Origin of the sequence: Rhodococcus sp. T9N (assembly GCF_024436645.1) — a bacterium.
Classification (GTDB): Bacteria; Actinomycetota; Actinomycetes; order Mycobacteriales; family Mycobacteriaceae; genus Rhodococcus_F; species Rhodococcus_F qingshengii.
In genome coordinates this window covers 1-26616 of sequence record NZ_JAMSKS010000001.1, presented here as the reverse complement: position 1 = coordinate 26616, position 26616 = coordinate 1, and the positions used below count along the sequence as shown (strand labels likewise).

Here is a 26616-nt window from a genome sequence, read left to right as displayed (position 1 = left end):
TCGGTAGGCCGTTGAGCGCCCCGCTGTCTCGTCGACATCCTCGGACCTCAGCACGTCGACGACAGTTCGGGTCGCGGCACGGGTCTGGGGAGGTTGGTGGGTGGATTCGAGGCGACCGTGGTTCGCTTATCCCAGTGTCTTGTTGCGGCCGGCGAGGGAGCCGAAGACGAGTTGCACGGCCAGCAGCACCAGCAACGCGATCAGCGGAGTCGTCCAGGAATCGACGGCGTCGTGCAGTGCACCGAAAACGAGAGGACCGGTGGCGGCCAGAAGGTATCCGACGGACTGTGCCATACCCGAGAGTGCCGCTGCTTGACCGTGATTGACAGTGCGTATTGCGAAGAAGGACAAGGCAATGACAATCGATCCGCCGATGCCGATGCCGAGGAATGCATTCCACAGCAGGGCCCAGGAGGGGAGGAGGAGTTGGCCGAGAACTGCCACTGCGGCGACCGACACCAGCCCGAGGACGGCTCCTCTCTGATCCTTGGGCAGTTTGTGCAGGAGCACTGCTGTGAGGAGGCTGCCGACGATCGAGAATATTTGCATGATGCCTTGATGCAGTCCGGCGGTAGCCGCGGTAGTGCCGTGTGATTCTTCAATGGTGGGCCACCATGTCAGAACGGTGTAGAAGAAGAGAGATTGGACGCCCATGAATATTGTGATCTGCCACCCGAGTGCTGAGCGCCAGGGGGAGCGATGGCCGCCTGGATGGGAATCCAAAGCCGCAGCATGATCGTGTTTCGGAAGCGTGCGTCGGCGAAGTTGGGGAAGGAACACCCCAAATCCTATGAGAGCCATAGCAGCCCAGATTCCGAATGCGATCCGCCAACCGTGATCGGTGAGACCGGCGATCGGCACGGCAAGTCCGGATGCGGTTGCGGCGACGGCTGCAGAGACCGCCGAGAAGATGCCGGTCAAACGGCCGGCTTCGGTCGGGAAGTCTCGTTTGAGGAGCGCCGGCAGTAGAACGTTCATTGTTGCGATGGACATGCCGAGCGATACGGTACCGATCCACAGCGCAGGCATCCACGGAACAGAGCGGATCACGATCGCTAAGGCGAGCATGCCGAGTGCTGCTGCGAGTGTCCGTTCCATTCCCCACCGAGCTGCGATGACCGGGGCAACGGGGGAGAACACTGCGAAGCACAGCAGTGGAAGGCTGATCAGCGCTGATGCTGTTGTCGACGAGATATCGAGATCGGTGCGTACCTCACCGAGTAGCGGGCCGACGACTGTGATTGAGGCTCGAAGATTGGCTGCGATGAGAAGAATGCCAGCGATAACGAGTCCTCGGCGCATTATCGGTATCGCGCTCGGGGCAGACGCCACGTTTTCGGTGTCGGAGATGACGTTAGCCATAGGTGTGCCCTTCTGAGATTGTCTGTGCGCTGAACCTCTTGTGTGTCAGCTACTTCGGCATGTTTTGCAGAAAGAGGGATCGGCTGTGGTCCATCAGTCGGACCACTGCGGCGGCTGCGCCGTCCGGATCGCGGTCACGGATGGCCGCAAGCAGCTGCCGGTGTGGGTCGTCGTCGGTCCAAGGTCCGATGAACAGCTGTCGAGTCTCCTTGTCGGACTTACCTTGTGGGATGCTCATGGTGTCAGAGCGATCGAGACTGCGGTAGATGTCCGTGATCAGTTGGTTCCCGCTCGCTGCGAACATCTCCAGGTGGAAGTCGAGGTCGTACTCGACGGATTTGGCGACGTCGGGCTCAGCGTCTCGGCCATCCAAAGCCCGAGTCATTCGGTCGATGTCTTCGGGCAGGGCTCGTTCGGCTGCGAGTCGGGCGGCGTAGAGCTCCAAAGCTTCACGGGCTTCGAAGATTTCGAGCACGTTCTCCGCCGCTGCACGTCTTTGAAGTGCAATTTCGAGTTCTGAGCTCGCGCAGACGTAGGTTCCGTCTCCCGGGCGTGCTTCGAGGAGGCCGGCATGGACGAGGCCGCGAATGGCCTCCCGGACCGTATTGCGGCTCGCGCCGGTCATTTCGACAAGTTGATGCTCGCCGGGGATCTTCTCCCCTAATTCCCAGTTGCCAGAAGTGATCTGGGACCGCAGTTGTTCCGCGATCTGCACTGAAAGTGGGATGTTGCGTGCGGTGGGTGCGATACGGGAATCCGGCATGAGTCAAATGTAGGACATTTGGCGATTTGTGGATAGGTTTACCTTTGTGATCTAGGGCACTCGGGTTCGGATCGGCCTGGGCGGGGTACCGCCCTTCCGCATGTCTGCGTGCACGTGAGTGCTCCTGCCGACCGCGCACGGGGCAGTTGACTCGACTCGAAGGGCAACTGCGATCGATTCCTCACGGAACCTCATGCCTAGCAGACCCTCACGTGCGGGTCATTGCTGCGATTCCAGCGTCCATGCGGGCTGGTCGGTCACTTCCGGGCCGTCGTGCAGCACCCAAGCACACGGCTCGGAAATGTAGGTGGCAGCATCGGTGAACCAGTATGTTTCGTCGGGTGCCCAGCCCGCGATGACGCTCGCCGTCTCGGTATCGACCTCGATCGCGGTTCCTGCTGCCGCGAGGTATCCCGTCACGGTAAGGTGCACTCCCTCAAATCTTTCCGCGACCTGCACCCAGTCGGGGATGACCCACCTGCCTGATCGGCCGGTAGTCCGATACCAAACCTGCCGCGTTTCTGCGGTGACCTCGAGCGGGAACCGTCTGCACAGCTCCGACCAGGCTTGCGCGCTGTCGATCTCGTAGATGCGTGCGCCAGTCGGTGGCCGCAATGCTCGGACGACGACCCGTTCCCATCCCATGCTGTCTTCGACGAACCACAAGCCCGCCGGAGTCCCGTCGAACAGCGCCCTCGTCGAACCCTGAGTGGGTGGATTCGACCACCAATAACCTGACCAGTTCGCCGCGGGGTCCACCGGGCGGTCACGTTCAGCTCTCGCTTCCGATTCCAGGGTGCTCGTGCGCCACTCGCTGAGGAGTTGTTGCGCAGCAGGCACTTCGTCTGTGTCCGGAGATTCCTCACCTCTGCTCAGAATCGACCATTGGTCGGATGAGGCGAGCGAGGTTGACCACCACCGCGCGCATTCGGAGCCGGCGATGTGCTCGGCGACGCGTCGAAGCTCATCTCGCATAACTTCGGTGGCGACGAGGACGTCTTCTCCGTCGGGATCCTGCCAGTAACGCGCCGCATCGACCGCTTCTGCGAGGGCGGAGCGTAGATCGACGGCGGTGACGTCGGGGAGCGATATTTCCGTGAGGCTGCGCGCCACGCCCTCCGCGGTGACTATGGTCTGCCAGGCCTCTTCGGCGCCCGGGCCGAACAACACTTGGGAGGTTCCTTGTCCGATGTCGAGGTGATACGCCGCCCGGTGAGCGTTGATGCGGAACATGTCGTCGCCTGGCTCGGGACGCAGGGCGCGTTCGGCGTCGATCGCATACGCGAGCAGCATCCGGCGTCCGCGCGGGCCCGACAGCAAAATATCCGCAGTGAGCATCTGTTCTCCCGTTTTCTGGTTCAGATGACGGTAGCCGAGGTCGTTGAGACGGAGAACTTTCTCCTTTGATGTCGGAAATCCCGACGGTCCCGTCGCGCACGACATGATCGCCACACACTGCATTCGCCGGCGAAGGCGGACGGAAGGGAGCCCCAGGCTGCTGCCAGTCGCGTGAACGCCGCTTCTTTGGTGTGCGCGATCACTGCCGTCTTTGTGCAGCCGTGGTTTTCGTCGATCAGAGCTCTCTCTGTTCGCCTGTAGTGACTGCGAAATAGGTCCTATTGATTGCTGAGGCTGAACAATAGAGAGGGCTGAAAAATTTGGGAGACAGGTGTTTTGGCAGGAGTGATCCGTGTGCCATCAGTACAGTCTCGACCGGAACCAGTGATCGAGGCTGATCATGTCGATCTGGTGCATGTCGAGACTCAGCTGGGCAGCAGCTTTCACCGCGTCGGCGCGGGGGATAGAGTTCTGGGGCAGAGTCCAGTTGGTCTCCCGTGCATGTTGCTCGAGAAGGTCGATGACTGTCCGCGGGACAGGCTCGTTGACGTGAAGTGTTGAGCCGTAGCGAAATTGCTGTTCTACCGACAACTCGTAGATGGATCGGGCGAGTAGGTCTACGTCGACTACCGACAGGACAGCGCTACCGCCGTCGATGATCGAGTCGAGGCGAGAGACAATTCGCGTCAGTGTCGGAAGAAACCATCTGTCGCCGGGTCCGTACACGAGATGCGGCCGGACGACCAGGCCTCCGGCGTCGCGCACGAACTTCTCGGCGAGAGCGCGCGTGCGACTGGCAGGTGAGAAGGGGCTGAGAGGTGCGCCGTTGACCGGCAAGTCTCGAAACGGTCCCGGCCCGTACACGGCCGCGGTACTGACGTAGAGCAAGCGTTCGACGCCGACGGTGGCGGCCATCGACGCAACGTTCTGTACGCCGTGTTGGTTGACGTGAACGCTCTGTTGTTCGTCGTCGCCCACGTACGACACGCAACAGATGACGGTCGACGCCTGACTCATTGCAAGTCGTAGAGAAGCACTTTCGTTGATGTCGCCGATCACGGTGGCGATTCCTTCACGGCCGAACTGTTTGGCTGCGGTGGCCGTGCGAACGAAACCGATTGCAGCGTTTCCGTGGCGGGAAACCAGCTGTTTCATCACTGCCGAGCCGATGAAACCAGTGGCCCCGAGTACCAGAGTCGTCACGGTGTGTCCGTGTCGAGAGCGTTGCTGCGGGCTCTTTCGACGTATCGTTGAGATTCATTCCGTCGGCAACGAGAGCTGGGTAGATCATGCAGGAGCGTGCTGTCCTGACGCGCCAGGCCGTCATTTTGGGTGCTGCGAAGAGCTTCGAGAAGTTCGGGTACTCCGCCAGTTTGGGCACGATCTTGCAGCACGGGGGTGTGTCGAAGGGTGCGATGTATTTTCATTTCGCGTCCAAGGAGGAGCTTGCGCACGCGGTCATCGCAGCGCAGCACGGTATGGCGATGGAGGGTACCCGGCGGGTTGCTGCGCACTCCGACATCGCGGTCGAAACCCTGGTGCTCGTTTCGCAGGAGATGGCTCGGCAGCTTGTGACCGAGCCCATCGCGCGAGGTGGCATGCGGTTGACGATGGAGATCGGCAGTATTCAAGGCCCCATCGAACAGCCGTACCTCGATTGGATCGAGGCTATCAAGCAGGTGGCAACCCAAGCGGCCGAAGCCGGCGATATCGTCCCGGGCACCGATATCGACGCGTTGGCTCGATTTGTGGTGGGGTCGTTCACCGGAGTGCAGATTCTCTCGGAAATGCTGACGGGCAGAACCGATCTGTACGAGCGGTTGAGTCAGATGTGGAACCTGGTGCTGCCAACGATCGTCCGCGAGGACAAGTTGGCGCACGTCATGCAACTGGCGGCGCTTGCACCGAGAGAGTGGGAAGCACCGAGCGCTTGACGTGGAAGACGCGACGAGAAGAACGTGTTCGTTCCCTCTCATGATTGGTCCGCAACTGTAATTTCGAGTTCCGCGGTGGTTTCCAGTTCTTGAGTGAACCGAACTCGGTGCACATGGCCCGACGCGTCAAGGGGGATCGTTGACACCTCGCACGGCGTTTCCCATTCAGTGAACCTCGGAAAGACCGCCGAGAGTGAGGCGATCTTTGTTGCTGGGTTGCCGATGTGAAATCGGAGCGCTTGTCGGGCGGCCTCGAAAAGTATCATTCCTGGGATGTGGTCGACGGGGTGGTCGAAAAGGGAGTGGTTGCGCGGATCGGGAGCGCAGAACATCGCGTGCCGAGCAGGATCAGTGCTGATGAGCACATCTCCATCGGTTAGGCGTCCGACTCGCTCCGATCCGACCACCGCGGCTCCGGAAGGAAGGATGCGCCGGCTCGGGCGGTGGTCTTCTCGTCCTTGCCGAATTCGACGGTATCCCTCGGGGCTGACTCCTCGCGCAACAGCGTTGCATCTGGCGACGTGCCGGTTGCCCTCGCTGAGGATCCCCGACACTTCGACCCCCGAAACCGCTCCGTCGCGATGAGTGAGGTTGTCCACTGTCATCGAGAAACTCAACGGCTCCGCGACTGATTGCACGTCGAGCGCGTCCAGCATCTCGAAGCTGAACGTTTCCATGAGGAACTTGTAGTGCAGTGGAATCTCGTATCGGGTGTGGCACAGAAGCACCACTGCCTGTCGAAATGCTTCTGCCACCCCGAGCGGATCGTGTTGCTCGCTCGATACGTCGAATATCCGGTGCGAGACCGGGAGTTGCACAGCAACCTGGTACGCCGAGTCCGATTCGATCCGGTAGTCCGTCAAGAAAACCTCGGCAACAGCATGTCTGTGGACGAGATGCCGCGGCACTGTGCGTGTGTATTCCATTGATTGAATGCACCTTTCGATGTTCACTCGTGTCTTCGGTGTCGTGTAGGACCTAATATTCGACGTCCGGGCGCGTCATCGAATCGTCAAAATTGACGATCTTTTCGAAGGTCGAGTTCGATCAGGGGCGGCACCCCATCTCGGCGAGTGTGTCTGGGGCACTTCCTGCTAGAAGCGTCCGATCCGAAGTTCCAGTGGGTGTCTGCGTGCGTCGTGACCAGAGCGGCGGAGCATCGCGCATGCCTCCAGCTGGGAATGCACCCCCAGTTTTTGCAGGATGCTTCGGATGTGGGCGCGAACCGTGGTCGGTGCGATGTGGGCGGTTCGAGCAATCGAGTCGACATTCGAGCCTCCGTAGAGAAGGCCCACGATCTCGAACTCGCGATCGGTGAGACTGCTGATTCGTGCGAATTCTTCGGTGCGCAACCGGATGCGTTGTACGAGCGAGGACTTGTCGTGTGCAGACCGAGCGGAGTTGGGGTTGATCGCGGCCTGCAGCTCATCGAGCAGGGATGTGAATGGCAGTTGAGAGTTGAGCACGGCGTGGGCGCCCGCTGCGAGCCCCCGAATCATGGAGTTGCCGCTACTGAGATCGCCGACCAGGACCGATCCCTCGAGCGCGGAGAGCTCCTTCACCTGCCAATCGACGCCCCCGAGTGGTAGGAGAACGAGCGCTCTACCGTGATCGCTGGTGTGATGCCTTAACAGGCTCATGTCTGCGGTTTGTGGCTCGGAATAAGCCCTGGCGCTGATTCCGGCAGCGATTGCATTGGCGAACCCTCGATTGCTATGAGTGGTGTACACGGTGACTGTGCTGGAGAGTGTCATAGCGACTACATCTCCGGTGGAGGTCCGCTCCGCCCGCTCTCTTCGCTGCGAAACCAAAACCGTTGCTTTCAGCGTGGTTTCGTCAGCAGGTTAGCTATCGCAGTGACCTTTCCGCTGATGCGCACGAAGGTTACGGCGATATCGCAGTTGCCCGTCTTCCCATGGAAACTCGCGCGTTCGACACCTGATCATGGACCTTCGAATTATGCTGGGGCGCTGAATATTTGGGCGATGAGCATCCCGTGTAGACGAGTCATTGGGCGTTCCGTCGACGACGTGAACAACTCTCCGGTGTCTCGAGGCATTCAGGCGTCTCGATCGAGTTCCGCGAGGCCGGTGCGTCGCGCCTCAATGTTCCGTGCGCGGCCGGGTCGAGATATTGACTGTTACCGTCAGTTGCACATACCCTGTTCATTGGCGCTGACCTTAGGGAACCCGGCCTGAACCGGCCGATCGTTCTCGGTCACTGCCGACGCCAGAAGTAGCTTCGCGACGACCGACGAAACGAGTTTCCTCATGACACAGCATGTCGACGTACTGATCATCGGCGCTGGCTTGTCCGGAATCGGCGCGGCTTGCCACCTCATTCGTGAGCAGACCGGAAGTACTTACGCGATCCTCGAACGCCGCGAGAACATCGGTGGCACCTGGGACCTGTTCAAGTATCCCGGCATCCGATCGGATTCCGACATGCTCACCTTCGGATTCGGTTTCCGTCCGTGGATCGGAACCAAAGTGCTCGCAGACGGCGCCAGTATCCGTGACTATGTCGAGGAAACCGCCAAGGAATACGGCGTCACCGACCACATCAACTTCGGCCGCAAGGTCGTGGCAATGGACTTCGATCGCGCGACTGCTCAGTGGTCCGTGACCGTCCTGGTCGAGGCGACGGGGGAGACCGAGACGTGGACCGCGAACGTCCTCGTCGGCGCCTGTGGTTACTACAACTACGACAAGGGATACCGCCCCGCCTTCCCCGGTGAGGACGACTTCCGTGGTCAGATCGTGCACCCGCAGCACTGGCCGGAGGATCTCGATTACACCGGAAAGAAGGTAGTGGTCATCGGTTCCGGTGCCACCGCGATCACCCTGATCCCGTCGATGGCCCCCACTGCCGGTCACGTCACCATGCTGCAGCGCTCGCCCACGTGGATCCAGGCGCTTCCGTCCGAGGACCCTGTTGCCAAGGGTCTCAAGCTTGCACGCGTTCCCGACCAGATCGCTTACAAGATCGGTCGAGCCCGCAATATCGCACTGCAACGCGCCAGCTTTCAGCTCTCACGTACCAATCCGAAGCTGGCGAAGAAGCTGTTCCTCACCCAGATCCGCTTGCAACTCGGCAAGAACGTGGACCTGCGTCACTTCACCCCCAACTACAACCCGTGGGATCAGCGCCTGTGCGTGGTTCCCAACGGGGACCTGTTCAAGGTGCTCAAGAGCGGCAAGGCCGACATCGTCACCGACCGTATCGCCACGTTCACCGAGAAGGGCATCGTGACCGAGTCGGGCCGCGAAATCGAGGCCGACGTCATCGTCACGGCGACCGGCTTGAACGTACAGATCCTGGGCGGGGCGACCATGAGCATCGACGGCGAGCCCGTCAAGCTCAACGAGACGGTCGCCTACAAGAGCGTGCTCTACTCCGACATCCCGAACTTCCTGATGATCCTCGGCTACACCAACGCATCCTGGACGCTCAAGGCAGACCTGGCCGCGTCCTATCTGTGTCGCGTACTCAAGATCATGCGTAAGCGCGACTACACGACTTTCGAGGTTCACGCCGAACCTGAGGACTTCGCCGAAGAATCTCTCATGGGCGGAGCCCTGACCTCGGGCTACATCCAGCGCGGCGACGGAGAGATGCCGCGTCAGGGTGCCCGCGGTGCGTGGAAAGTGGTCAACAATTACTACCGCGACCGCAAGCTGATGCACGACGCCGAGATCGAAGACGGCGTGCTGCAGTTCAGCAAGGTCGATATTGCTGTCGTGCCTGATAGCAAGGTCGCCAGCGCATAGTCGGCTCCACCGGGGGATGGACCGGTCGCACCACCCAGACGCCGGTCCGACGTCTGGGAAGGCTGAACGTGACGCTGCAAGATGTCGGTATGGCGTGACTGCTCAGGCTGATTCTGTCCGCTTGACCCGCGCGTTATGCACAACCATCGGGACAGTTATTGCCAGGACCATCGCTATCACGAACACCGATATGAAGACCCAGGGGCGCGCTGCTTCGGACGCTCGCACGGTCAACACAGCTCCACTCGTAAGCAGGGGCATCCCTGCTGCCGCGAGTAGATCGACGTGCCGCGGGGCGACGGGAGGTCCGGCGAAGTATGGAACTCGAACCCCTGAGTTCTCCCGAAGCATCCGTCGCTCCGACATCGCGTAAGTGGTCGCGCCGACTACGAAAATGGCCAGTCCGAGTACGACAAGACCAATTCCCGTTCGGGTGGTGAGCGCGGCAAACATGAACACCGATGTCACTGCCGGATAGAGCACCACCATCTTCCAGAGTGGAGTCTTGGACCGCGTGTCGACTGCAACACTGACCGGGCGCATCGGTTCGAGAGGCTCCATCAGCTCAGCGTGCCATGCGCCGCTCGGGAAACAAACTGCCTGTGCCGTTTCTGGCAGACTCCGGCTGCCTGGCCTGGATGTCGGGACCCCTCACTACGATTCTCGTCGTGACCGATTACGACGATCTCGACATGTTCGGTGGCCTCGACGCCTCCTCCCTGCCGCTCCGCCAGCAGCAGATTCTGATGACCATCCGGGATCTCGTGGCTGCCAACGGGTGCACGCCGAGCACACGGCAGATCGGAGACGCGGTTGGTCTGCGCTCGACGTCGACGGTGTCCAAGCACCTCAAGAGTCTCGACGAGAAGGGCTTCCTCCGTAGGGGAGCGGCCATGGCTCGGCAGTTGGACGTGCGGCCGTTCCTCGTAGGCGCGAAGGAACAGTCGTCGTCGAATACGGTGACGGTTCCGGTCGTCGGTGACATCGCGGCCGGCGCGCCGATCCTCGCGGAGGAGCACGCCGACGAGGTGCTTGCGCTTCCTCGCGAGCTCGTCGGCTCTGGCACGGTGTTCGGACTTCGGGTGCGTGGTGAGTCGATGGTCGACGCAGCGATCTGTGACGGTGACGTCGTCGTGGTGCGCCGCCAGGACGAAGCTCATTCCGGTGAGATCGTCGCCGCGATGATCGACGGCGAGGCCACGGTGAAGGTGCTCCGGCGTCGCGACGGTCACGTGTACCTCGAGCCTCGCAATCCCGCATACAGCGTTATCGACGGCGATCGCGCGGTCATCCTGGGCAAAGTTGTTTCCGTGATGCGACGTATCTGAGAGGTGTCCGGTCTCAACGACGTCTGGCGCGGGGACCGCCGTATTCCTCATCGGTGACTTTGTCGCCCCATGTAGTTTCGGTGCCTCCGTCGCCGGGTCCTTCCCACAGTGCGAGGTGGCTCATGAAACGGTCGGGTGCCGCGCCGTGCCAGTGTTCCTCTCCCGCTGGGGTGTAGACGGTCTCACCCGGGTGGACTTCGACGATCTCGCCGCCGCGAGCTTGAACCAGCGCGGTCCCGGAGACGATGTGGAGGGTCTGTCCGAGGGCGTGGGAATGCCAGTCGGTTCGCGCGCACGGTGCAAAGCGAACCATGTTGGCGCGCATCCTCGACGGCTCCTGGCCGGCGTAGATGACGTCCCACCAGACGTCGCCGGTGAACCAGTCGCTGGGTGCTTTGCTGGTGGGCTGGGGCTTCAAGATTTCCATGAGGTCTCCTCGGAATCGAAAGGGGCGGTTCAGTTCTGCGTCAGCGGAACAAGTCGAATGGTGTTGGGTGCGGCGGCGCGGCCGGTGACGGAGCCGACGATCTGCGGGCCGTAGCGGTCGTACTTGGTGTGATAGGCGGAGTCGATCGACGAGTGGGCATCCGGTGCGGCGGACTCGAACGCCACGTCCCGCTCGATTCCTCCTGCTCGGATTCGGCCCGTTCCACTTGCCGTTGCTCGGACGAACCACGGGTTGTCGGTTCCGTAGGCCGAGCGAACGTACAGTTGGTTGTCGGTACGGACAACCCAAATCGTGACGTACGGCCTTGCGGTTCCGTCTCGGCGGTACGCGGAGATCTGCAACTCCTCGGCGTCGCCGATCTTGGTCAGTTCAGCCTCGGTCCACGAGTGCGACATCTCGGCTTCCTTTCTCCTGGTCGAATTGCATTGCGGTACTTTGCGTTCTCGTAGCCGGGACGATCAGTGCGAGGACGATGACGAGACAAGCGGCGAGCAGGGCGGTGCCTGCGGTGAGAGCCGTTGATACGTGATCGGTGAGTGCCGTTGTAGCGTCGTCGGCAGAGGATCCGGCGCCCGCGGAGACTGCGACGAGGATGCCGAGTCCGAGAGCACTGCCCAGTTGATGTGCAGTGTTGACCAATCCTGATGCGGCACCGGCATCCTCGGCCTGTACCCCGGAGATGCCGGCAGAAGTCAGTGGGGCGAAAGCCAACCCCTGTCCGGCGCCGATCAAGATCATCGGAAGTGCTATCGCAGTGAGGTACGTGCTGCCGGGATGGACCAGACTGAGCCACGCCATCCCGGCTAGGGTGACGGCAATGCCAACCGACAGAATTGCGGAATTTCCGAATCGCGGTGTCAGTCGCGGAATAAGCATCGCCACAGCAAAATTGACGATCGTCATCGGGAAGAAGGCGATGCCTGCTTGGAACGCGCTGAAGCCCATGACGCCTTGGAGTAGCTGAGTCGTGAAGTAGAAGAATCCGATCATGGCACCCAGATAGAGCATTCGGGCGGCGTACGCCCCGGATCGCTCCCGGCTACGGAACAACCTCAGTGGCATGATCGGCTGCTCCGCTCTCGCTTCGTTGAGGAAGAGCAAGGTCAGTAGTATCGCCCCGGCCGCCAGTGTCGCAACGGTGATCGGTGAGGTCCACCCCGCTTCGGCCGAGTTGACGGTGCCGAAGACGAGCGCGGTCATCCCGAGTGTGGCGAGAACAGCGCCGGCCACATCGAAACGTCCGGAGTTGGGCTCGGTTTCCGGAATGAACCGGGGAGCGAGAGCGATCATCGCGATACCGATCGGAACGTTGATGAAAAAGCCTGCGCGCCAAGACACCCAGTCGGCAAGGGCGCCGCCGATCACGAGTCCGAGGCTGGCGCCTATTCCCGCAGCAGCGCCGTACCAGGCAACAGCGCGCGTTCGCTCCGGGCCGGGCGGGAAACTGGCGGTCAGCAGTGACAGCGACGCCGGGGCGACCACTGCTGCTCCGACGCCTTGGAGAGCGCGCGCTGCGATGAGCCACCAACCGTTCGGAGCGACCCCGACGAGAAACGACGCAATCGCGAAAATCGCGAGACCGGCCACGAATACGCGACGACGGCCGAAGATGTCCCCGAGACGAGCACCCAGCAGGAGAAGCCCGCCGAACACCAGGGTGTAGGCGTCCTGGACCCAGGACAGCCCGGTTGCCGAGTAACCCATGCTGCTTTGGATGCTGGGTAGCCCGGTGAAGATGATCGAATTGTCGAGCAGGATCATGAAATAGCTGATCAGAATGATCGCCAGGATCGCGGTGGGATTGATGCGACCGACAACAGGACGGGTGGCAATGTGGGTCACGCGCATCTTCTTCGCAAGTGGTGGACTTTCGCAAGTGGTGGACTACGGGCGGACGAGGACCTTCAACGATTCACGGGAGTCCATGGCTCGGTAGCCTTCCGCTACGTCGTCGAGTCCGACGGTGTGGTCGAAGACCTTGCCCGGCTCGATCTTTCCATCGAGCACATCCGGCATCAGCTCTTCGATGTACGCGCGCACCGGGGCCGGTCCACCGGTGAGTGTGATGTTGGGTCCGAAGAGTGTCCCGAATCCGATTGGAGCTTCTTCGTATTGGGGTACTCCGACTCGGCTGATGACGCCGCCCGGTCGGACAACTCCGAGCGACTGCTCGTAGGCAGGCATGTGACCTACCGCTTCGAGGACGACATGAGTGCCGTCGCCTCCGGTCAGTTCGCGGACTTTCTCGATGCCCTCGTCTCCACGTTCGGCAACCACGTCGGTGGCTCCGAACTCGAGACCGAGATCCGTGCGGGTCTTGTGGCGCCCCATGAGGATGATGCGCTCGGCGCCGAGGCGTTTGGCGGAGAGCACTGCCATCAGCCCCACGGCTCCATCGCCGATGACCGTGACCGTCGTGCGTTGGTTGACGCCACCCTTGACCGCCGCGTGATAGCCGGTGCCGAAGACGTCGGAGAGTGTGAGCAGTGACGGTAGGAGTTCGGAATCCTCACCGACCGGCGCCTTGACCAGGGTGCCGTCTGCCAACGGCACTCGGATGGCCTCTGCCTGACCGCCTCCGATCCCGTTTCCGGCCCAGAATCCACCGTGTCGGCAAGACGTCTGCAAGCCTTCGCGGCAGAAGTCGCACGTCCCGTCGGACCAGGCGAAGGGGGCGATGACGAAGTCGCCCTTCTTCAACGTGGACACCTCGCGACCGGTCTCTTCCACCACTCCGACAAATTCGTGGCCCATCGGGGAGCCACCGGGCGTGGCCGGCATGTTGTGGTAAGGGTGCAGGTCAGAGCCGCAAACGCACGCCCTGACGACCCGCACGATCGCGTCCGTCGGCTGCTGCAGTGCCGGATCGGGCACGGTCTCGACTCGAACGTCTCCGGCGCCGTACATGATGGTTGCTCGCATGGTGTCCCCTCTTGCTTCTGGTGTCGCGTGCTTCGAAGTCGACGTTTCGGCGTGGACCGGTCGACTGCAATCAGTCAACGCCACGCCTCGCGGGCGCGGGAGTGTCTGTTGTTCCAGGTAACGGCAGTACCTCCCTCGGTCTTCTCCGCTCGAGTAACGTGAACTGCATGGACAACCGAGCCGAGATCCGCGAATTCCTCAGCTCCCGTCGTGCTCGCATCACACCCGAGCAGGCAGGGCTGCCGGCCTACGGCGGAAACCGTCGCGTCAAGGGGTTGCGCCGTGAGGAAGTCGCTCTGCTCGCCGGTGTGAGCATCGACTACTACGTGCGCATGGAACGCGGAAATCTGGCGGGAGCGTCGGACTCGGTGCTCGAAAGCCTTTCCCGAGCACTGCAACTCGACGAAGCCGAAACTGCCCACTTGTACGACCTCGCGAAGGCGGCCAGTGCAGGCGCACCGAGTAGAAAGCGGCCCGCCCCCAAGGGCGTGAGCCCGGCGATTCAGCAGATACTCGACGCCATCACCGACGCACCGGCGTGGGTACGTAATGCCAGGCACGACATGCTGGCGGCCAATCGTATGGCGCGCGCGTTGTATTCGCCGGTGTTGGCCGATCCACGTAGGCCGGCGAACAACGCCCGGTTCGTGTACCTGGACCCGGCATCGCAGGACTTCTTCGTGGATTGGGAGCGCGCGGCAGACGACATCGCCGCGATGCTCCGCTCGGAAGCGGGGCGCAATCCCCATGACAAGGCGCTGACCGAGCTCATCGGTGAACTTGCCACTCGCAGTGAGGTATTCCGCACCCGGTGGGCGAAACACAATGTGCGCTTTCATCGGACGGGATTCAAGAAGGTTCGTCACCCCGTCGTCGGAGACCTGGAGCTGAACTTCGAGGCGATGGAACTGCCGTCCAATCCCGGGCTGACACTGCTGGTCTACACCGCGGCGCCCGGGACGCCCACGGCTGACGCACTCAAACTCTTGGCGAGTTGGGCGGCAACCCAGGATCAGCTGGATCCGGCGAACGACAGCGAAGCGGCGCTCTGAATTCGATCGGCAGGTAGTCGTGCCGATTCAGCTTAGATGCGTTACTGCCCAAGCTACCTGGTCTCCACCTCGTCGTTTCGCCCGATACATCGCGTTGTCAGCATCGGCAAGAATCCGATCGATGGTTCCCGAAGCGTCCGGGATTGTCGAGGACAGCCACACGCTGGCTCCGACGCTCACGGAAATCGACTGCCGGCCGGCGGGCCGCGATATCGAATTGTGAATGTCCACCACGGTTTGTTCGATGCGACGTGGCTCCACGGGCATGAGAATCACGAACTCGTCGCCGCCAGTCCGCGCCACCAGCCCGACCTCTCCGACCACCGAGTTCAGGCGCCGGCCGACTGTCACCAGCATCCGATCGCCTTCCGCGTGACCCAGTTTGTCGTTGACGCTCTTGAACGAATCGACATCGATCACCACCGCAAGGACTACGTGTCCTTGGAGTTCGCCGACACCGAACAACTGTTGCCAGACATTGTGCAGCCCACGTCGATTCAGGGCAGCGGTGAGTGGATCACGCCAAGAGTGTCGTGCGTCGTCGGTCAAATACAGGACGAGGAAATGCACGGTCATCGAGGCTGAAGCGATAACACACCCGATGACGAATCCAGTGGACACCGACAGCGAAGAGTCGGTATCCGGATCGGTTACAGCTCGAATTGTCAGTAGCGCAACGACGAACAGCGCACCGGTGATCTGTGCGGTGACTATTCGAGGGCTGTGGAATACCGACGAATAGTTCGCGACGACCACGAACAGAACGGTGCCGGTCAATGCCAGGAAGCTCGAATGGATTCCGGCGAGAAGTATCAAGGACAAGCAGATATTGGTGAGCGAAACGAAACGAACGGATTGATGGTGACTCGGCCAAGACCGACCGAGTGACCAGCGAATCATGCAGTAGAGCGCGATCATGCATGCTGCGCCCGCCGCGAGCCGTTCAGGGAGCTCGGTTGCGCCACCCTTCACGAATTGAGCCAGTACGGCGAGTGCCACGAACACAGCACACCAAAAGGTGACGACCACCCTGGCTGTCCCCAACATCGATCGAGCAGCCAGGAACCTCGGGAACCATTCGCCGTCGTACGCAAGAGACCACCAGCGACTCAACAGTCCCGTTGTTTGACGAATGTTCTGCCCCAACCCCGCAGCGCCACTGACTCCCATGAAACCCCCTCCGAGATCTTGCGAAAATTCCCGGAAGATTCTTCGTCAAGATTTGATCCCCGAACAAGGTACCCGATAGTTGAACGATGGATTGCCGTCTCGTGGGGTGTGGGCTGCTCTAGGGTGTGATCGGTGTGGTCAGGATCTTTCTGAGTGCCGGAAGGTCCAGGGTTGCAGCAAGATCTGCAATAGTGACCCCCGACAGTGATGCGCGCCAGGCTTTTTCGGCGTCGGCCATGACCTTGGCGATTCCGCAGGCGGAACGGCACTGTTCCGGTGGGGCGGCGAGGATTCCTTGCTGTCGAATCTCCGTGCACCGGAACGCAGGTTCGGTGCCGTCAACGGCCTGTACGACGTCGAGAACGGTGATCTTCTCGGGAGCCCGGGTGAGAACGTACCCGCCGTCTCGGCCCTCGGTCGGATTGACCAGACCGGCGTGCGCGAGCGCTCGCAGATGCTTCGCCAGGTATGTCTTCGACACCCCGTGAAGTTCGGCGAGTCTGGCTGTGGGTACCGGCCCTTCGGACTGGCTCAGAACCACGCAGCAGTGGAGTGACCACTCCACGCCTCCGGAAAGCTTCATGATTGGACTCTATCGACGCCGCGGAAAGCGGTGCGGGCCGGACGTCGCTCGAGTTGTCGACGTCAGGCCTTCTCGGCAAGCCACGCGTCGTATGTTGTCGGCGCGATCCATGCATCTGCACCGGGTGTCGGGGTCAGTGCCGAGTTGTCGAGTTTCGCGCCGAAGTAGCCGGCTTCGGGATCGGAGATCACCGAACGCTTGTCGCCGGTGACGAGGAACAAGCGCCGGACCAGTTCGTCGATGCCCAGCGGTTCGGGTCCGGCAATCTCGACCGTGCCGTTTCGCGGCGCGGCGGTCACTACCTCGGCGACGTGGGACACGACGTCTCGAGACGCGATGGGTTGCAGATGTCCCGGCGTTGCGTGGACGGCGCCGTCGGTGGTTCCCGCGTCGGCGATTCCGGCGACGAACTCGAAGAATTGGGTCGATCGGACGATCGTGTAGGGGGTCGGGCCCGCTTTGACCAGGTCTTCCTGGGCGACCTTGGCTCGCATGTACCCGGAATCGGGCAGTCGATCGGCACCCACGATGGACAGGATGACGTGGTGCCCGACGCCTGCCTTCTCTTCCGCGGCGAGGATGTGGCCGGTTCCGTCGCGGAAGAAGGCCAAGACGTCGTCGTCCGACCACGACGGGGAATTGGTCAGATCCACGACGACGTCGGCACCCTCGACTGCCTCGGCGATACCTGCGCCGGTGGTGATGTCGATCCCGTCGCCGCGACCGAGCGCCTTCACGTCGTGCCCGGCGTCAGCGAGCTTGGCGGCGACCTGGCTTCCGATGAGTCCGCTTCCGAAAATGACGATCTTCATGTTTTCTCCTTTACTCGGATAAGTCGTGTCCAAGTATACTCGGACACTACTTATCCAAGTCAAGGGTTGTCCGGTCAGTCGAAGAGTTCGGCGGCCAGTGCTTCGTAGGTCGCGATCGGATCACCTTCGGCGGGAAGTGCTTGGATCGCAACGTGATCGGCACCCGCCGCGACATGCTCCCGAAGTCGATCCGCGATGGACTTCGCGGTACCCCGCGCAACCAGGGCGTCGATGACGCGATCGTTCCCCTCGTTGGCCAACTCTTCGGGCGCAAAACCGAGGCGCTCGAGATTGCTCGTGTAGTTGCGCAGATACAGATACGGGTTGGCGACGGCGGGGCGACCGATTGCTCTGGCCTTCTCCGGATCGGTTTCCAGGACAACCTTGTGCTCGGGGGCCAGGATCTTCGAAGGGCCGAGGATTTCGCGAGCTTCGGCCGTGTGTTCGGGGGTGGTCAGGTACGGATGCGCGCCGGCGGCGCGAGCGGCGGACAGTTTCAACACCTTCGGCCCCAGTGCGGCGAGGACGCGCCGCGCCTCCGGGACCTGGGCCGCGTCGAGTTCGTCGAGGTACGACACGAGCGAGGCGTACGGCTTGGTGTAGTCGCCGGTAGCCTCCGGATGTCCGACGCCTACGCCGAGCAGGAATCGACCTGGGTGCGCGGCTTCGAGTCGGTGATAGGACTCCGCCACCTCAGCCGCAGGTGAGGACCAGATGTTGACGATTCCGGTTGCCACGGTGATGTGCTCGGTCGCGTCGAGAAGTTTCTCGGCGATCCGTAGATCGGCGCGTGGGGAGCCGCCGATCCAGATGGTGCCGAAACCGAGTTTCTCGATCGCAGTTCCCAGCTCGGGCGGCAAACCAGCCGCTCCTCGCCAGATTCCGTAGGTTCCCAGGTCAGGTGTTTTCGTAGTCTCCGTCACAGCGGGTGCAACTCGGCTGCTGCCGGGATCTATTCCTTCCGTCGTCATTTGCCCGGCGCGCGGTAGTCGGTCGGTCGCTTGACTGCCTCGTCGATCTGCTCCGGCGTGAGCAGTGTGATCGACTCCGAGCGTGCTGCACCTGCCGCAGCCGTGCGAATGCTCAATGCGGCTGCCGCGACGTCGTCCGGCAGGTTGCCGATCACGAACATGTCGTGACCGCCCAGTGCGAAGTGGCAGGATTCGACAGTGCCACCGATGCTTTCGACCATTCGCGTTATCGCGTCGCGCCGCGCAGTGCCTCCCTCCTGCTGTAGACCGGCGGCGCCGGAGGGTGAGTACGTCACTTGCCAGAGGTATTTCGGCATTTCCACTCCTAGCTCGGGATGGGTACTTCGATCGTGTACCCGTAGGGCGCTCGGTGGCAATGGGTAGGGGACAATCACGGCATGGTTGGAACTCCGGTGATCGTGACTATCGTGTCCGTGTGTGTAGGTTTTGTGATCTTCATGCTCGCTGCCAGTGGTGCACGCGGAAAGTGGGACCGTCGCCTCGTGATCGCGTTGTTCGTCGGTGCGGTGGTGTGCCTGACCGTCGTACCGGTATCCGTCGCGCTCAGCGCCGGAGTTTGAAACACGGAGTGCCAAAACGCTCGAGTGCCGCTTAGTCTGAATCGATGGCAGATATTCGGGTAGGTATCTCCGGGTGGACGTATCCCGCGTGGCGCGGAGATTTCTATCCGAAAGGTCTTGCTCACCGCAAAGAATTGTCTTATGCCGCAGAGAGATTGACGTCGATTGAGATCAACGGCTCGTTCTACGCGCTGCAGAAGCCGGAAAGCTACACCAAATGGCGCAGCGAAACTCCCGAAGATTTTGTGTTCGCGATCAAGGGCGGCCGGTACATCACACACATGAAACGGCTGCTCGACGCCCGTGACGGACTCGCCAACTTCTTTGCCGCCGGAACACTCGCCCTCGGCCCCAAGCTCGGGCCGATTCTGTGGCAACTACCTCCGACGCTGCAGTTCGAATCGCAGCGATTGGCCGACTTCTTCGACGGTCTTCCCCGTACCACTCAGGCTGCAGCCGATCTGGCAGCGCAGCACGACGACAAACTCACCGAAGACCGAGTGTTCGCCCAGACCGAGAGGGACGTGCCGATTCGCTACGCAGTGGAAGCGCGGCACGCCAGCTTCGAGACCGACGAAGCCGTGGACCTGATGCGCGAGCACTCCATCGGTTTTGTCGTCGCAGACACAGCCGGCAGGTATCCCCGCATCACCACTCCTACTGCCGATTTTGTCTATGTGCGGATGCACGGGGACAAGGAACTGTATGCGAGTGGGTACACCGACGAAGCTCTGGACAAGTGGTCCAAGCGCTTTCGGGATTGGATGGACGAGGGCCTCGACGTGTACGTCTACTTCGACAACGACATGAAAGGCTTTGCGCCGCACAACGCAATGTCCTTGTTGGAGCGGCTGCGCTGACGGATCGCCTGGCCTGTCGGTGGGATGTGGAAGGCTTCCGCATGAACACGAGGACCGAGGAGATACCACGATGACGCCAGAACAGCGGACGCCAGAACAGAGCTGGCCGACGCATTGGCCGAAGGTCGCCCGTGACATCGCCGATGCCACGGCCGACGCACTCGCCGCGGTGCGGGCGGCAAATCGTGACGGACTACTCGTGGCTGTCGAGGAACTGCGCGGGCTCTCTTTCGAGCAGGTCAGCTCGGTTCACGCGGCGATCGTGCGCGAATTGCTCGAGGACACGCATCCGGACGGCTTGTCCAGCGAGGACGTGCAGGATGCGCTCACCGCCTGCGCCAAGTCCACGATCGTGTGGCTGCCGGATCTGGACGTGCAGGCGCTCGCTGCGGTCTACACCGGGGCGCTCGGGATCTCGGATCTGGAAGACGATTCGTTCCGTATCGGGCACGGCGCGTACCTGCGTTCGGCGGTTCTGGTCATCGGGAGTTTGTCGACCGGAGTGAAGAAAGCTCAGAGCGCGTACATCATTCGTGCAATCGGCGAAATCGCACGTGCACAGACCATCGAGATGCCCTGAGCGTCAGTTCGTAAATCGAATTAGGCTGAGGTCATGTCCAAGATCGCCAGCGCAGATCGTGTGTCGTTTGCCGAGCTCCTCGAATTCGTCAGGCCGCGCCATCGGGCCACGTTCGTCACGGTGAAGAAATCCGGCGAGTTGCAGATCTCTCCGGTGACGTGCGGGGTCGACGACGAGGGTCGGATCGTCATCTCCACGTACCCGGAACGGGCCAAGGCCGCGAATGTCCGCCGCACCCCGGCGGTGTCTCTGTGTATCCACTCCGACGAGTGGAACGGCCCGTACGTCCAGGTGAACGGAACCGCGGAGTTGATCGACCTCCCGGACTCGGTGGAACCGTTGGTCGACTACTACCGATCCATCGCCGGTGATCATCCCGACTGGGACGAGTACCGCGAAGCCATGCGCAAGCAGGGTAAGAGCCTGATCCGCGTCACCGTCGACTCCTGGGGTCCGATCGCAACAGGCGGGTTTCCGCCCGGACGCTGACGCTATCGAGCAGGCGGCGAGAGTTCGACTACATGCGCGTCTTTGGCGGCCAGCGGCTCTTTGCAGTGCGCGCACACAACTTGGGCGTGCAGGATCTCACCGCAACGGTGTTCGACGACGGTTGGCGGTGGACCCGTCGTCGCAAAGGTGTCTCCCCATTCCATGAGTGCCATCAGGATCGGGTAGAGCGCCTTCCCTGATTCGGTGGCGATGTATTCGTAGCGCGGCGGATGTTCTTCGTACCGACGCTTTGCGAGGACGTCGGCGTCGACAAGGGTGCGTAGACGCGCGGCGAGGATGTCGCGGCTGGCTCCCGTGCCCGCGGCGATCTCGTCGAACCGTCGTTGCCCGAGGACGATTTCTCGGAGCACCAACAGTGACCACTTCTCGCCGACGACCTCCAAGGCGTTGGCGATGGAGCAGTTGCGTCCTTTTGTCGCCGTCATCTCTGGGCCCCTGTTAGTTGGAAATGTTAGTTGGGAATTCCAACTTAGCACTTGACGGCATGTATTCGAGGGCGGAAGGTAGGTCGAGAAATCCAACGGAGCAGATGAGGGGTCGACATGACGGAATTGAATCTCGAGGCAGCAAGCGGATTCGTCAGCGCTGCCGGATTGCAACTGGACGAGGTGTCCGGCACGAAGGTTGTCGGGCACATCGATCTGTCCGAGGCACACCACACTCCGTGGGGCGTTGTCCACGGCGGCGTTTACACGACTGCCGTCGAGTCGGCCGCGAGCATCGGGGCGAGTACCGCAGTGGCGGACCGTGGCGAATTTGCCGTCGGAGTGCACAACGGAACGGATTTCCTGCGGGCGCGTACGGGTGGGCGCGTGGACGTCGTGGCTGTGCCGATACAGCAGGGACGCGTTCAGCAGTTGTGGTCGGTGGTCATCACCGATCCGGAATCGGGGAAAGAGGTGGCGCGCGGTCAGGTGCGCTTGCAGAACGTGCCGCTGCCGAAGTAGGTCAGTCCCAGATCCCCGAGTCGATGTTGAGTGAGATGCGTTTGAGCAGTGCCGTCAGTTGGGCACGTTCGTCCTCGTCGAGTCCGGTGAGTACTTGACGGTCTCGCTCGACGCGTCGGGGAAACTCTGCCTCGACCAATGCGCGACCGGCATCGGTGAGTTGAAGCAGAACCACTCGTCCGTCGTGTTCGAAGCGCTGACGCTCGACAAAGCCCAGCTTGGCCAGGCGGTCTGCGTGTTTTGTGGTGGCGGCGCCGCTGACCATCGTGACGGCGGTGACTTCGCTCGCCCGCAGGGGACGGTCACTGCGAGCGAGTGCACTCATCACGTCGAATTCGGCGCGAGAGACCCCGCTGGACGCCAGTGCGCGGTCGAGCTGGTGAAGAGACTGCGCGTTGATGCGGGCGATCCGGCCCATCACTTCGACGGGGGCGGTGTCGAACTCCGGGTAGGCGCGCTTCCATTCGCGACGGACTTTGTCGATGAAGTCGTCTTCGGATCTGTTCGCCGCGCCCATGGCCCCATCTTAGCGACAGATTTCACATTACTTCACAAGTAATTTACTAGTGAAATAAATGTATGCTGGGTGGGTGACCCGAACCGAAACCGCAGCCAGGACGCCCAGCCGTCTCACTCATTCGAGTGAAGCCATTGCACATACCGTCTCCGGGGCGACGTGGCGAGCGGCTTTTCGCGTCGGATCTGCCGACGCGACCATCGCCCCCGCGATCAGGGTCGGGCTCGCCACCGCCGTAGTCCTCGTGGTCGGCGGACTGCTCGGGCATCGGGAATTGGCCGGCTTCGCGGCCTTGGGCGCGCTGTGCGCCGCGTTCGGCAGGTACGAGCCGTATCCACGGTTGGCCGGCAAGCTGGCAATGGTGGGTGCTGCACTGGTGGTTTCGATTGCCTTCGGCGGCGCCATGGGTGTCGCGGGCGTTCCGATGTGGTTGCAGATCGGCATCCTCTCTTTGCTTGCGGGTGCGTCGTACTGCTTCATGTCGGGCTTCCGGATCACCGGACCAGGGCCCGTCATCCTCGTCTTCGCGGCGACCGGTGCAGCCGGATATGCCTCCAGCGTTGATGATTTGGCGCGGTTGGTCACTGCCGGTGCGCTCGGAGTTCTGGTCGGTTGGGCGGCCGCGATGCTCCCAGCGCTCGTACTGCCGATGGGACCTGCCCGCCTGGCAGTTGCCCGTGCAGTTTCTGCGGTGGGGCGTCTCGAACAGTCCGGCGCAGGCGGAGTGGAACCGGCGCTCGGATCGATTGCCAACGCCCGCTTGGTTATTGCGTCGAGTGGCCGGATCAAGTCGACCGCCGATCACGGACGCGAACTGGTGGCGGTGCTCGACGAAGCAGAAGCGGCAGTTCAGGAGTGGCAGTTGCACGGCGACGCCACCCTGATTCGCAGCATTGCTCGGCACGAGAAGGAGCTTCGGAAGCTCAAGCGTTCCAGCATGATCGAACACGATCTCGCACCGGCAAAGAACCTGGCCGCGCCCGAAGGCTATTTTCTCGAAGGATTGAATCGGCTGTATTCGCGCCCGGTGCGGATGAATGCTCTCCGCATCGTGGCAGCGTCGGCTCTGGCCGGTTGGCTCGCGGCGGGAGCCGGGTTGGAGCATCCGCTCTGGGCGTCGATGGGTGCCATCGCCGCGATGCAGGGGCTGAACTACAAGCAGACCGTCCAGCGTGGGATTCAGCGGTTGGTGGGAAATGTCGGTGGCGCCGTCGTCGCTGCTGCTCTCATCGCATTGACGCTCGGCTACTGGCAAGCGGTTGCCGTGGTCGTGATTCTGCAGACTGCTGCTGAGCTGCTCGTGATCAAGAACTATGCACTGACATCACTGGCCGTCACCCCGATGGCACTGCTCCTCATCGGTTTCAGTGCTCCGATCGGGACCGAAGCGGCAGTGGCTCGCGTCGCGGACACTCTCATCGGCGTGGTGATCGGAGTTGTCGTCGCCGCTGTGACGATCAGTCGATCGGATCGCCACCACGTCACCGTGTAACCGGTTCTGCCGTGTTTCCGGTACTGCCGTGTTTCCGGTACTGCGTAGGCTCCTGCAGGTGGAGGACAGCACGCCGATCGACGGCCGGAAACTGCGTTACCAGCATCGCCGTGCCGAATTGCTCGAGCAGGTAACCGCGTACGTCACGGCGAACGGCGTCGGTGAACTGTCCATGCGGCCATTGGCCAAGGATCTGGGGATCAGTCATGCGACACTCATCCATCATTTCGGTTCGAAGGAACAACTGCTCACTGAAGTAGTTGCCACCCTGCGAGACAGCTCTTCTCTCGACATCTCTTCCGGGACCGACATCGTCGAGATGTTGACGAGTTACTGGAATGGGCGCACATCAGCGGAATCGTTGCCGAACTTTCGCTTGATGTTCGAGATCTACGGACAGGCGTTGTTGCATCCGGAGCGGTATCGCGAGTTTCTCGACCATGTGGTGGGGGACTGGTTGGGTGGTTTGGCGGAAGCTGCGCTCGCGCACGGATGTCCACCCGATCGCGCTGATCGCTACGCGACGATCGTGTTGGCGCAGATTCGCGGGTTGACGCTCGATCTGGTGACCACCGGTGACCGCGTCAGAATCGACGCGGCGTTCGCCGAATTCGCGGCTGCGATGGGCGCTCTGGCCAGCTCCTGGAAGGCGATCTGACGCTCCGAATGCCGTGACGCTTCAGGCGATCTGCTCGAACAGGGACACGATGATCCCTTCAGGCCCCCGGACGTAGGCCATGCGCACGCTGTTCTCGTACTCGCCGATCCCGCCGATGAGTCCGTAACCGTCCGCAGCCACCGCGTCGACCGCAACCTGGAGATCGCCCACCTCGAAAGACACGTTGCGTATCCCGATCTCGTTGGCCATCGGAGCAGGCGATCCGGGTACGTGCTCGGGCGTGACGAAGGACGAGAGCTCGAGCCGTGATCCTTCGCCCGGCGGGCGCAGCATGGCGATTTCGCACTTGGCTCCAGGGATACCGCAGACGGTTTCCACGAACTCACCCTCCACGGATCCGGTGCCCTCCACCTCGAGACCCAGACCGACGAAGAATGCCGTCGCTGATTCGAGGTCCGCGACGGTGATGCCGATGTGGTCGAAACGCTGTACGTGTGCCATGGACACATCCTCCTACTGTTTTTTCGTGCGGTTCGATGCTAGGTCGGAGTTGGGGCCGGAATCTCGACATATACGTTTCACGAAGCTGCAAGATTTTGCTTGACCGATCGGTTAAACAAAATCTACGATAACGTCCAACGAGGTCGCCCACCGCACGAACCGGAGTCGTCAGACGTGAAATTCCAGTCGAAGTCGTTTGCCCGCATATCCATCGCAGCCCTCTGTGCTGCAACGATCGGCTCCGCAGTTGCTGCGCCCATCGCGTCCGCACAGGCACCGAGCGCGTCGCAAGCCACCGGCACTGTGGTGTCGAGTGAGCCGCTACCGAAAGATCTGTGGATTCCGGGTACCGCCGACGCCAAGCGATTCACGTACTGGACCATCGGTTCCAACGGCGGGCCTGCGCTGAGCAGTGGCGCGTACTACGTCCCGGCCGGTCCGGCACCGGAAGGCGGGTGGCCCGTCATCGCCTGGGCGCACGGCACCACGGGACTCGACGATTCCTGTGCCCCTTCGCTGGTCGGTCCTGGCCTGCCCGAGCGTGACTACCCCTACCTGGGGCGTTGGCTCTCCGAGGGCTACGCCGTCGTCGCCACCGACTACGTCGGTCTGGGTACACCAGGGCTGATGCCGTACCTCGACGGAAAGGTGGAGGCGCACAGCGTCGTCGACTCGGTCAAGGCGGCACGGGTCATCGACTCCTCGATCTCGAATCGTTGGGCAGTGGTCGGGCAGTCGCAGGGCGGCGGTGCGGCCATCACGACGGCCCGCTACGCAACCGAGTATGGAGGGGATTCGCTCGACTACCGCGGTGGCGTGGGTACCGGAGTGCCGGCCAACATCGAGTTGACCCTCCTGCCTGCCGGTCCGGGCTTCCCTCCCATCGCCCTCGGCGGCGGGTTGACGTCGTACGCGCTCTACATCCTCGCGGGCTTGCGGGAAGCGCACCCCGAGATCGACTTGAATTCCTACCTGAACGACTTGGGAAGGGAAAAGGTCGACTCGGCCGAAAAGCTCTGCGCCGCAGACCTGGACGAGGCATCCAAGGATCTGGTCCTCGGTGACATCTTCTCCCGCCCGCTCAGTCAGATCCCGAACTTCCAGGGTCTGCTGAACGATTACATGGGTGTACCGACCAGTGGATACGATCGCCCCATCTTCATCGGCCAGGGCTTGCTCGACGTGGATGTCCCTGCACCGTCTGCGCTTTCGCTGGTTGCAGCGTTGGTGGCCAACGGTGAACCGGTCACGTTCAAGACATACAACACCGACCACAGCGGCGCTTTGGTCGAATCACAGGCTGACACGATTCCGTTCGTCGCGAACCTGTTCCGTTAGACATATCGAGAATCCAACTCATCCGAGGGTCGGGGGGGCACCAACAGGGCCACGACCCCACGGGCATTAGGGGTCGCAAGTGGTTGGTGTAGGCCCCCCCCGCGGGGCGGGGGGGCCACGGCGCGGGGGGTGGGGGGGCCGCGCCCCGTGGGCCGGCAAAATTTTGGGGGAGGGTTTTGCGGCGGGAGCGGGGGGGGTGGGGGGAAATAATGAATTAT

31 protein-coding genes are annotated in these 26616 nt (G+C 62.0%); 12 read left to right on the top strand and 19 right to left on the bottom strand.

The window, feature by feature from the left end:
* Nucleotides 1-126: 126 nt before the first annotated feature.
* From M1L53_RS00155 to M1L53_RS00140, 4 genes are all read right to left on the bottom strand, one after another.
* Nucleotides 127-1362: an MFS transporter gene (locus M1L53_RS00155; protein ID WP_050656055.1), complete on the bottom strand. Its 1236-nt coding sequence runs from the start codon at nucleotides 1360-1362 to the stop codon at nucleotides 127-129.
* Nucleotides 1363-1411: 49 nt separating this feature from the next.
* The gene (locus tag M1L53_RS00150) at nucleotides 1412-2125 is read right to left on the bottom strand and encodes a FadR/GntR family transcriptional regulator (RefSeq protein ID WP_003940486.1); all 714 of its coding nucleotides are present in this window, start codon (nucleotides 2123-2125) and stop codon (nucleotides 1412-1414) included.
* A gap of 219 nt (nucleotides 2126-2344) precedes the next feature.
* Nucleotides 2345-3463, bottom strand: coding sequence for a hypothetical protein (locus tag M1L53_RS00145; protein ID WP_054188490.1), 1119 nt, complete (start codon nucleotides 3461-3463; stop codon nucleotides 2345-2347).
* Between the two features lie 360 nt (nucleotides 3464-3823).
* Nucleotides 3824-4666, bottom strand: coding sequence for an NAD(P)-dependent oxidoreductase (locus M1L53_RS00140; RefSeq protein ID WP_054188458.1), 843 nt, complete (start codon nucleotides 4664-4666; stop codon nucleotides 3824-3826).
* Between the two features lie 86 nt (nucleotides 4667-4752).
* Between M1L53_RS00140 and M1L53_RS00135 the strand changes: the two genes are divergently transcribed.
* The gene (locus tag M1L53_RS00135; RefSeq protein WP_003940238.1) at nucleotides 4753-5397 is read left to right on the top strand and encodes a ScbR family autoregulator-binding transcription factor; all 645 of its coding nucleotides are present in this window, start codon (nucleotides 4753-4755) and stop codon (nucleotides 5395-5397) included.
* 38 nt (nucleotides 5398-5435) lie between these two features.
* Here the strand turns inward: M1L53_RS00135 and M1L53_RS00130 are convergent, their stop codons facing one another.
* Together M1L53_RS00130 and M1L53_RS00125 are read right to left on the bottom strand one after the other, a co-directional pair.
* Complete coding sequence (locus tag M1L53_RS00130) at nucleotides 5436-6323, bottom strand: ScbA/BarX family gamma-butyrolactone biosynthesis protein (protein WP_021331802.1); 888 nt, start codon at nucleotides 6321-6323, stop codon at nucleotides 5436-5438.
* Nucleotides 6324-6491: 168 nt separating this feature from the next.
* On the bottom strand, nucleotides 6492-7151 hold the full coding sequence (locus M1L53_RS00125) for a LuxR C-terminal-related transcriptional regulator (protein WP_047271918.1): 660 nt from the start codon (nucleotides 7149-7151) through the stop codon (nucleotides 6492-6494).
* A 516-nt stretch (nucleotides 7152-7667) separates the two neighbouring features.
* On the opposite strand from M1L53_RS00125, the gene M1L53_RS00120 reads away from it, so the two are divergent.
* On the top strand, nucleotides 7668-9167 hold the full coding sequence (locus M1L53_RS00120; RefSeq protein WP_003940522.1) for an NAD(P)/FAD-dependent oxidoreductase: 1500 nt from the start codon (nucleotides 7668-7670) through the stop codon (nucleotides 9165-9167).
* Between the two features lie 102 nt (nucleotides 9168-9269).
* On the opposite strand, the gene M1L53_RS00115 is transcribed toward M1L53_RS00120, so the two are convergent.
* Nucleotides 9270-9728 carry a hypothetical protein gene (locus M1L53_RS00115; protein ID WP_054188457.1) on the bottom strand — a complete coding sequence of 153 codons (459 nt, stop codon included), beginning with the start codon at nucleotides 9726-9728 and terminating at the stop codon, nucleotides 9270-9272.
* A 77-nt stretch (nucleotides 9729-9805) separates the two neighbouring features.
* Between M1L53_RS00115 and lexA the strand changes: the two genes are divergently transcribed.
* Nucleotides 9806-10495, top strand: coding sequence for a transcriptional repressor LexA (gene lexA, locus M1L53_RS00110; RefSeq protein ID WP_185744514.1), 690 nt, complete (start codon nucleotides 9806-9808; stop codon nucleotides 10493-10495).
* Between the two features lie 13 nt (nucleotides 10496-10508).
* On the opposite strand, the gene M1L53_RS00105 is transcribed toward lexA, so the two are convergent.
* From M1L53_RS00105 to M1L53_RS00090, 4 genes are read right to left on the bottom strand one after another with little or no spacing between them, the layout of a single operon-like run.
* A complete protein-coding gene (locus tag M1L53_RS00105; RefSeq protein WP_050656052.1) occupies nucleotides 10509-10922 on the bottom strand; it encodes a cupin domain-containing protein in 414 nt (137 codons plus the stop codon).
* 29 nt (nucleotides 10923-10951) lie between these two features.
* Nucleotides 10952-11338 carry a DUF2255 family protein gene (locus tag M1L53_RS00100; RefSeq protein WP_054188456.1) on the bottom strand — a complete coding sequence of 129 codons (387 nt, stop codon included), beginning with the start codon at nucleotides 11336-11338 and terminating at the stop codon, nucleotides 10952-10954.
* Nucleotides 11313-12791, bottom strand: a complete 1479-nt coding sequence (locus tag M1L53_RS00095) for an MFS transporter (RefSeq protein ID WP_232319093.1) — start codon at nucleotides 12789-12791, stop codon at nucleotides 11313-11315. The genes M1L53_RS00100 and M1L53_RS00095 overlap by 26 nt, the downstream gene beginning before the upstream one ends.
* Before the next feature lie 36 nt (nucleotides 12792-12827).
* Nucleotides 12828-13865 (bottom strand): zinc-dependent alcohol dehydrogenase family protein, encoded by a 1038-nt coding sequence (locus tag M1L53_RS00090; RefSeq protein ID WP_030536486.1) that lies wholly within the window; start codon nucleotides 13863-13865, stop codon nucleotides 12828-12830.
* 167 nt (nucleotides 13866-14032) lie between these two features.
* Here M1L53_RS00090 and M1L53_RS00085 point away from each other — a divergent pair, with 167 nt between their 5' ends.
* A complete protein-coding gene (locus M1L53_RS00085; RefSeq protein ID WP_007729733.1) occupies nucleotides 14033-14917 on the top strand; it encodes a helix-turn-helix transcriptional regulator in 885 nt (294 codons plus the stop codon).
* A 27-nt stretch (nucleotides 14918-14944) separates the two neighbouring features.
* Here the strand turns inward: M1L53_RS00085 and M1L53_RS00080 are convergent, their stop codons facing one another.
* The 5 genes from M1L53_RS00080 to M1L53_RS00060 all read right to left on the bottom strand — a co-directional run bounded on the left by M1L53_RS00080 (nucleotide 14945) and on the right by M1L53_RS00060 (nucleotide 18770).
* Nucleotides 14945-16087, bottom strand: coding sequence for a diguanylate cyclase (locus M1L53_RS00080; RefSeq protein WP_007729732.1), 1143 nt, complete (start codon nucleotides 16085-16087; stop codon nucleotides 14945-14947).
* A gap of 118 nt (nucleotides 16088-16205) precedes the next feature.
* Nucleotides 16206-16670, bottom strand: a complete 465-nt coding sequence (locus M1L53_RS00075) for an Rrf2 family transcriptional regulator (RefSeq protein WP_039973110.1) — start codon at nucleotides 16668-16670, stop codon at nucleotides 16206-16208.
* A 62-nt stretch (nucleotides 16671-16732) separates the two neighbouring features.
* Nucleotides 16733-17482: an SDR family oxidoreductase gene (locus M1L53_RS00070; RefSeq protein WP_054188455.1), complete on the bottom strand. Its 750-nt coding sequence runs from the start codon at nucleotides 17480-17482 to the stop codon at nucleotides 16733-16735.
* A gap of 74 nt (nucleotides 17483-17556) precedes the next feature.
* Complete coding sequence (locus M1L53_RS00065) at nucleotides 17557-18405, bottom strand: LLM class F420-dependent oxidoreductase (protein ID WP_039973116.1); 849 nt, start codon at nucleotides 18403-18405, stop codon at nucleotides 17557-17559.
* 44 nt (nucleotides 18406-18449) lie between these two features.
* Nucleotides 18450-18770 (bottom strand): GYD domain-containing protein, encoded by a 321-nt coding sequence (locus tag M1L53_RS00060; protein WP_007729728.1) that lies wholly within the window; start codon nucleotides 18768-18770, stop codon nucleotides 18450-18452.
* A gap of 81 nt (nucleotides 18771-18851) precedes the next feature.
* Here M1L53_RS00060 and M1L53_RS00055 point away from each other — a divergent pair, with 81 nt between their 5' ends.
* From M1L53_RS00055 to M1L53_RS00040, 4 genes are all read left to right on the top strand, one after another.
* Nucleotides 18852-19034, top strand: a complete 183-nt coding sequence (locus M1L53_RS00055) for a hypothetical protein (RefSeq protein WP_007729726.1) — start codon at nucleotides 18852-18854, stop codon at nucleotides 19032-19034.
* A 44-nt stretch (nucleotides 19035-19078) separates the two neighbouring features.
* Nucleotides 19079-19894 (top strand): DUF72 domain-containing protein, encoded by an 816-nt coding sequence (locus tag M1L53_RS00050; RefSeq protein WP_030536491.1) that lies wholly within the window; start codon nucleotides 19079-19081, stop codon nucleotides 19892-19894.
* Nucleotides 19895-19964: 70 nt separating this feature from the next.
* Nucleotides 19965-20474, top strand: coding sequence for a hypothetical protein (locus M1L53_RS00045; protein WP_030536492.1), 510 nt, complete (start codon nucleotides 19965-19967; stop codon nucleotides 20472-20474).
* Nucleotides 20475-20507: 33 nt separating this feature from the next.
* The gene (locus tag M1L53_RS00040) at nucleotides 20508-20963 is read left to right on the top strand and encodes a PPOX class F420-dependent oxidoreductase (RefSeq protein WP_030536493.1); all 456 of its coding nucleotides are present in this window, start codon (nucleotides 20508-20510) and stop codon (nucleotides 20961-20963) included.
* A gap of 2 nt (nucleotides 20964-20965) precedes the next feature.
* Here M1L53_RS00040 and M1L53_RS00035 read toward each other — a convergent pair whose 3' ends face one another.
* Nucleotides 20966-21409 (bottom strand): helix-turn-helix domain-containing protein, encoded by a 444-nt coding sequence (locus tag M1L53_RS00035; RefSeq protein WP_042925941.1) that lies wholly within the window; start codon nucleotides 21407-21409, stop codon nucleotides 20966-20968.
* A 117-nt stretch (nucleotides 21410-21526) separates the two neighbouring features.
* On the opposite strand from M1L53_RS00035, the gene M1L53_RS00030 reads away from it, so the two are divergent.
* Nucleotides 21527-21931 (top strand): PaaI family thioesterase, encoded by a 405-nt coding sequence (locus tag M1L53_RS00030; RefSeq protein ID WP_019745591.1) that lies wholly within the window; start codon nucleotides 21527-21529, stop codon nucleotides 21929-21931.
* A gap of 1 nt (nucleotide 21932) precedes the next feature.
* On the opposite strand, the gene M1L53_RS00025 is transcribed toward M1L53_RS00030, so the two are convergent.
* Nucleotides 21933-22448: a MarR family winged helix-turn-helix transcriptional regulator gene (locus tag M1L53_RS00025; protein WP_003940222.1), complete on the bottom strand. Its 516-nt coding sequence runs from the start codon at nucleotides 22446-22448 to the stop codon at nucleotides 21933-21935.
* 58 nt (nucleotides 22449-22506) lie between these two features.
* Here M1L53_RS00025 and M1L53_RS00020 point away from each other — a divergent pair, with 58 nt between their 5' ends.
* Together M1L53_RS00020 and M1L53_RS00015 are read left to right on the top strand one after the other, a co-directional pair.
* On the top strand, nucleotides 22507-23940 hold the full coding sequence (locus tag M1L53_RS00020) for an FUSC family protein (protein WP_054188454.1): 1434 nt from the start codon (nucleotides 22507-22509) through the stop codon (nucleotides 23938-23940).
* A 58-nt stretch (nucleotides 23941-23998) separates the two neighbouring features.
* Nucleotides 23999-24598 (top strand): TetR/AcrR family transcriptional regulator, encoded by a 600-nt coding sequence (locus tag M1L53_RS00015; RefSeq protein WP_003940389.1) that lies wholly within the window; start codon nucleotides 23999-24001, stop codon nucleotides 24596-24598.
* Between the two features lie 21 nt (nucleotides 24599-24619).
* On the opposite strand, the gene M1L53_RS00010 is transcribed toward M1L53_RS00015, so the two are convergent.
* The gene (locus M1L53_RS00010) at nucleotides 24620-25060 is read right to left on the bottom strand and encodes a VOC family protein (protein ID WP_007729713.1); all 441 of its coding nucleotides are present in this window, start codon (nucleotides 25058-25060) and stop codon (nucleotides 24620-24622) included.
* Nucleotides 25061-25234: 174 nt separating this feature from the next.
* On the opposite strand from M1L53_RS00010, the gene M1L53_RS00005 reads away from it, so the two are divergent.
* Nucleotides 25235-26398, top strand: coding sequence for a S9 family peptidase (locus tag M1L53_RS00005; protein ID WP_007729711.1), 1164 nt, complete (start codon nucleotides 25235-25237; stop codon nucleotides 26396-26398).
* The last annotated feature ends 218 nt before the right edge of the window (nucleotides 26399-26616 follow it).

Coding starts and splice junctions, on each gene's coding strand:
- M1L53_RS00025 (WP_003940222.1), bottom strand. CDS start 22,448: ATGGGCGCGGCGAACAGATCCGAAGACGACTTCATCGACAAAGTCCGT.
- M1L53_RS00040 (WP_030536493.1), top strand. CDS start 20,508: ATGTCCAAGATCGCCAGCGCAGATCGTGTGTCGTTTGCCGAGCTCCTC.
- M1L53_RS00135 (WP_003940238.1), top strand. CDS start 4,753: ATGCAGGAGCGTGCTGTCCTGACGCGCCAGGCCGTCATTTTGGGTGCT.
- M1L53_RS00125 (WP_047271918.1), bottom strand. CDS start 7,151: ATGACACTCTCCAGCACAGTCACCGTGTACACCACTCATAGCAATCGA.
- M1L53_RS00085 (WP_007729733.1), top strand. CDS start 14,033: ATGGACAACCGAGCCGAGATCCGCGAATTCCTCAGCTCCCGTCGTGCT.
- M1L53_RS00105 (WP_050656052.1), bottom strand. CDS start 10,922: ATGGAAATCTTGAAGCCCCAGCCCACCAGCAAAGCACCCAGCGACTGG.
- M1L53_RS00030 (WP_019745591.1), top strand. CDS start 21,527: ATGACGGAATTGAATCTCGAGGCAGCAAGCGGATTCGTCAGCGCTGCC.
- M1L53_RS00010 (WP_007729713.1), bottom strand. CDS start 25,060: ATGGCACACGTACAGCGTTTCGACCACATCGGCATCACCGTCGCGGAC.
- M1L53_RS00045 (WP_030536492.1), top strand. CDS start 19,965: ATGACGCCAGAACAGCGGACGCCAGAACAGAGCTGGCCGACGCATTGG.
- M1L53_RS00090 (WP_030536486.1), bottom strand. CDS start 13,865: ATGCGAGCAACCATCATGTACGGCGCCGGAGACGTTCGAGTCGAGACC.
- M1L53_RS00070 (WP_054188455.1), bottom strand. CDS start 17,482: ATGAAGATCGTCATTTTCGGAAGCGGACTCATCGGAAGCCAGGTCGCC.
- M1L53_RS00050 (WP_030536491.1), top strand. CDS start 19,079: ATGGCAGATATTCGGGTAGGTATCTCCGGGTGGACGTATCCCGCGTGG.
- M1L53_RS00100 (WP_054188456.1), bottom strand. CDS start 11,338: ATGTCGCACTCGTGGACCGAGGCTGAACTGACCAAGATCGGCGACGCC.
- M1L53_RS00075 (WP_039973110.1), bottom strand. CDS start 16,670: ATGAAGCTTTCCGGAGGCGTGGAGTGGTCACTCCACTGCTGCGTGGTT.
- M1L53_RS00055 (WP_007729726.1), top strand. CDS start 18,852: ATGGTTGGAACTCCGGTGATCGTGACTATCGTGTCCGTGTGTGTAGGT.
- M1L53_RS00095 (WP_232319093.1), bottom strand. CDS start 12,791: ATGCGCGTGACCCACATTGCCACCCGTCCTGTTGTCGGTCGCATCAAT.
- M1L53_RS00155 (WP_050656055.1), bottom strand. CDS start 1,362: ATGGCTAACGTCATCTCCGACACCGAAAACGTGGCGTCTGCCCCGAGC.
- M1L53_RS00120 (WP_003940522.1), top strand. CDS start 7,668: ATGACACAGCATGTCGACGTACTGATCATCGGCGCTGGCTTGTCCGGA.
- M1L53_RS00115 (WP_054188457.1), bottom strand. CDS start 9,728: ATGGAGCCTCTCGAACCGATGCGCCCGGTCAGTGTTGCAGTCGACACG.
- M1L53_RS00035 (WP_042925941.1), bottom strand. CDS start 21,409: ATGACGGCGACAAAAGGACGCAACTGCTCCATCGCCAACGCCTTGGAG.
- M1L53_RS00020 (WP_054188454.1), top strand. CDS start 22,507: ATGTATGCTGGGTGGGTGACCCGAACCGAAACCGCAGCCAGGACGCCC.
- lexA (WP_185744514.1), top strand. CDS start 9,806: ATGTCGGGACCCCTCACTACGATTCTCGTCGTGACCGATTACGACGAT.
- M1L53_RS00060 (WP_007729728.1), bottom strand. CDS start 18,770: ATGCCGAAATACCTCTGGCAAGTGACGTACTCACCCTCCGGCGCCGCC.
- M1L53_RS00080 (WP_007729732.1), bottom strand. CDS start 16,087: ATGGGAGTCAGTGGCGCTGCGGGGTTGGGGCAGAACATTCGTCAAACA.
- M1L53_RS00130 (WP_021331802.1), bottom strand. CDS start 6,323: ATGGAATACACACGCACAGTGCCGCGGCATCTCGTCCACAGACATGCT.
- M1L53_RS00145 (WP_054188490.1), bottom strand. CDS start 3,463: ATGCTCACTGCGGATATTTTGCTGTCGGGCCCGCGCGGACGCCGGATG.
- M1L53_RS00150 (WP_003940486.1), bottom strand. CDS start 2,125: ATGCCGGATTCCCGTATCGCACCCACCGCACGCAACATCCCACTTTCA.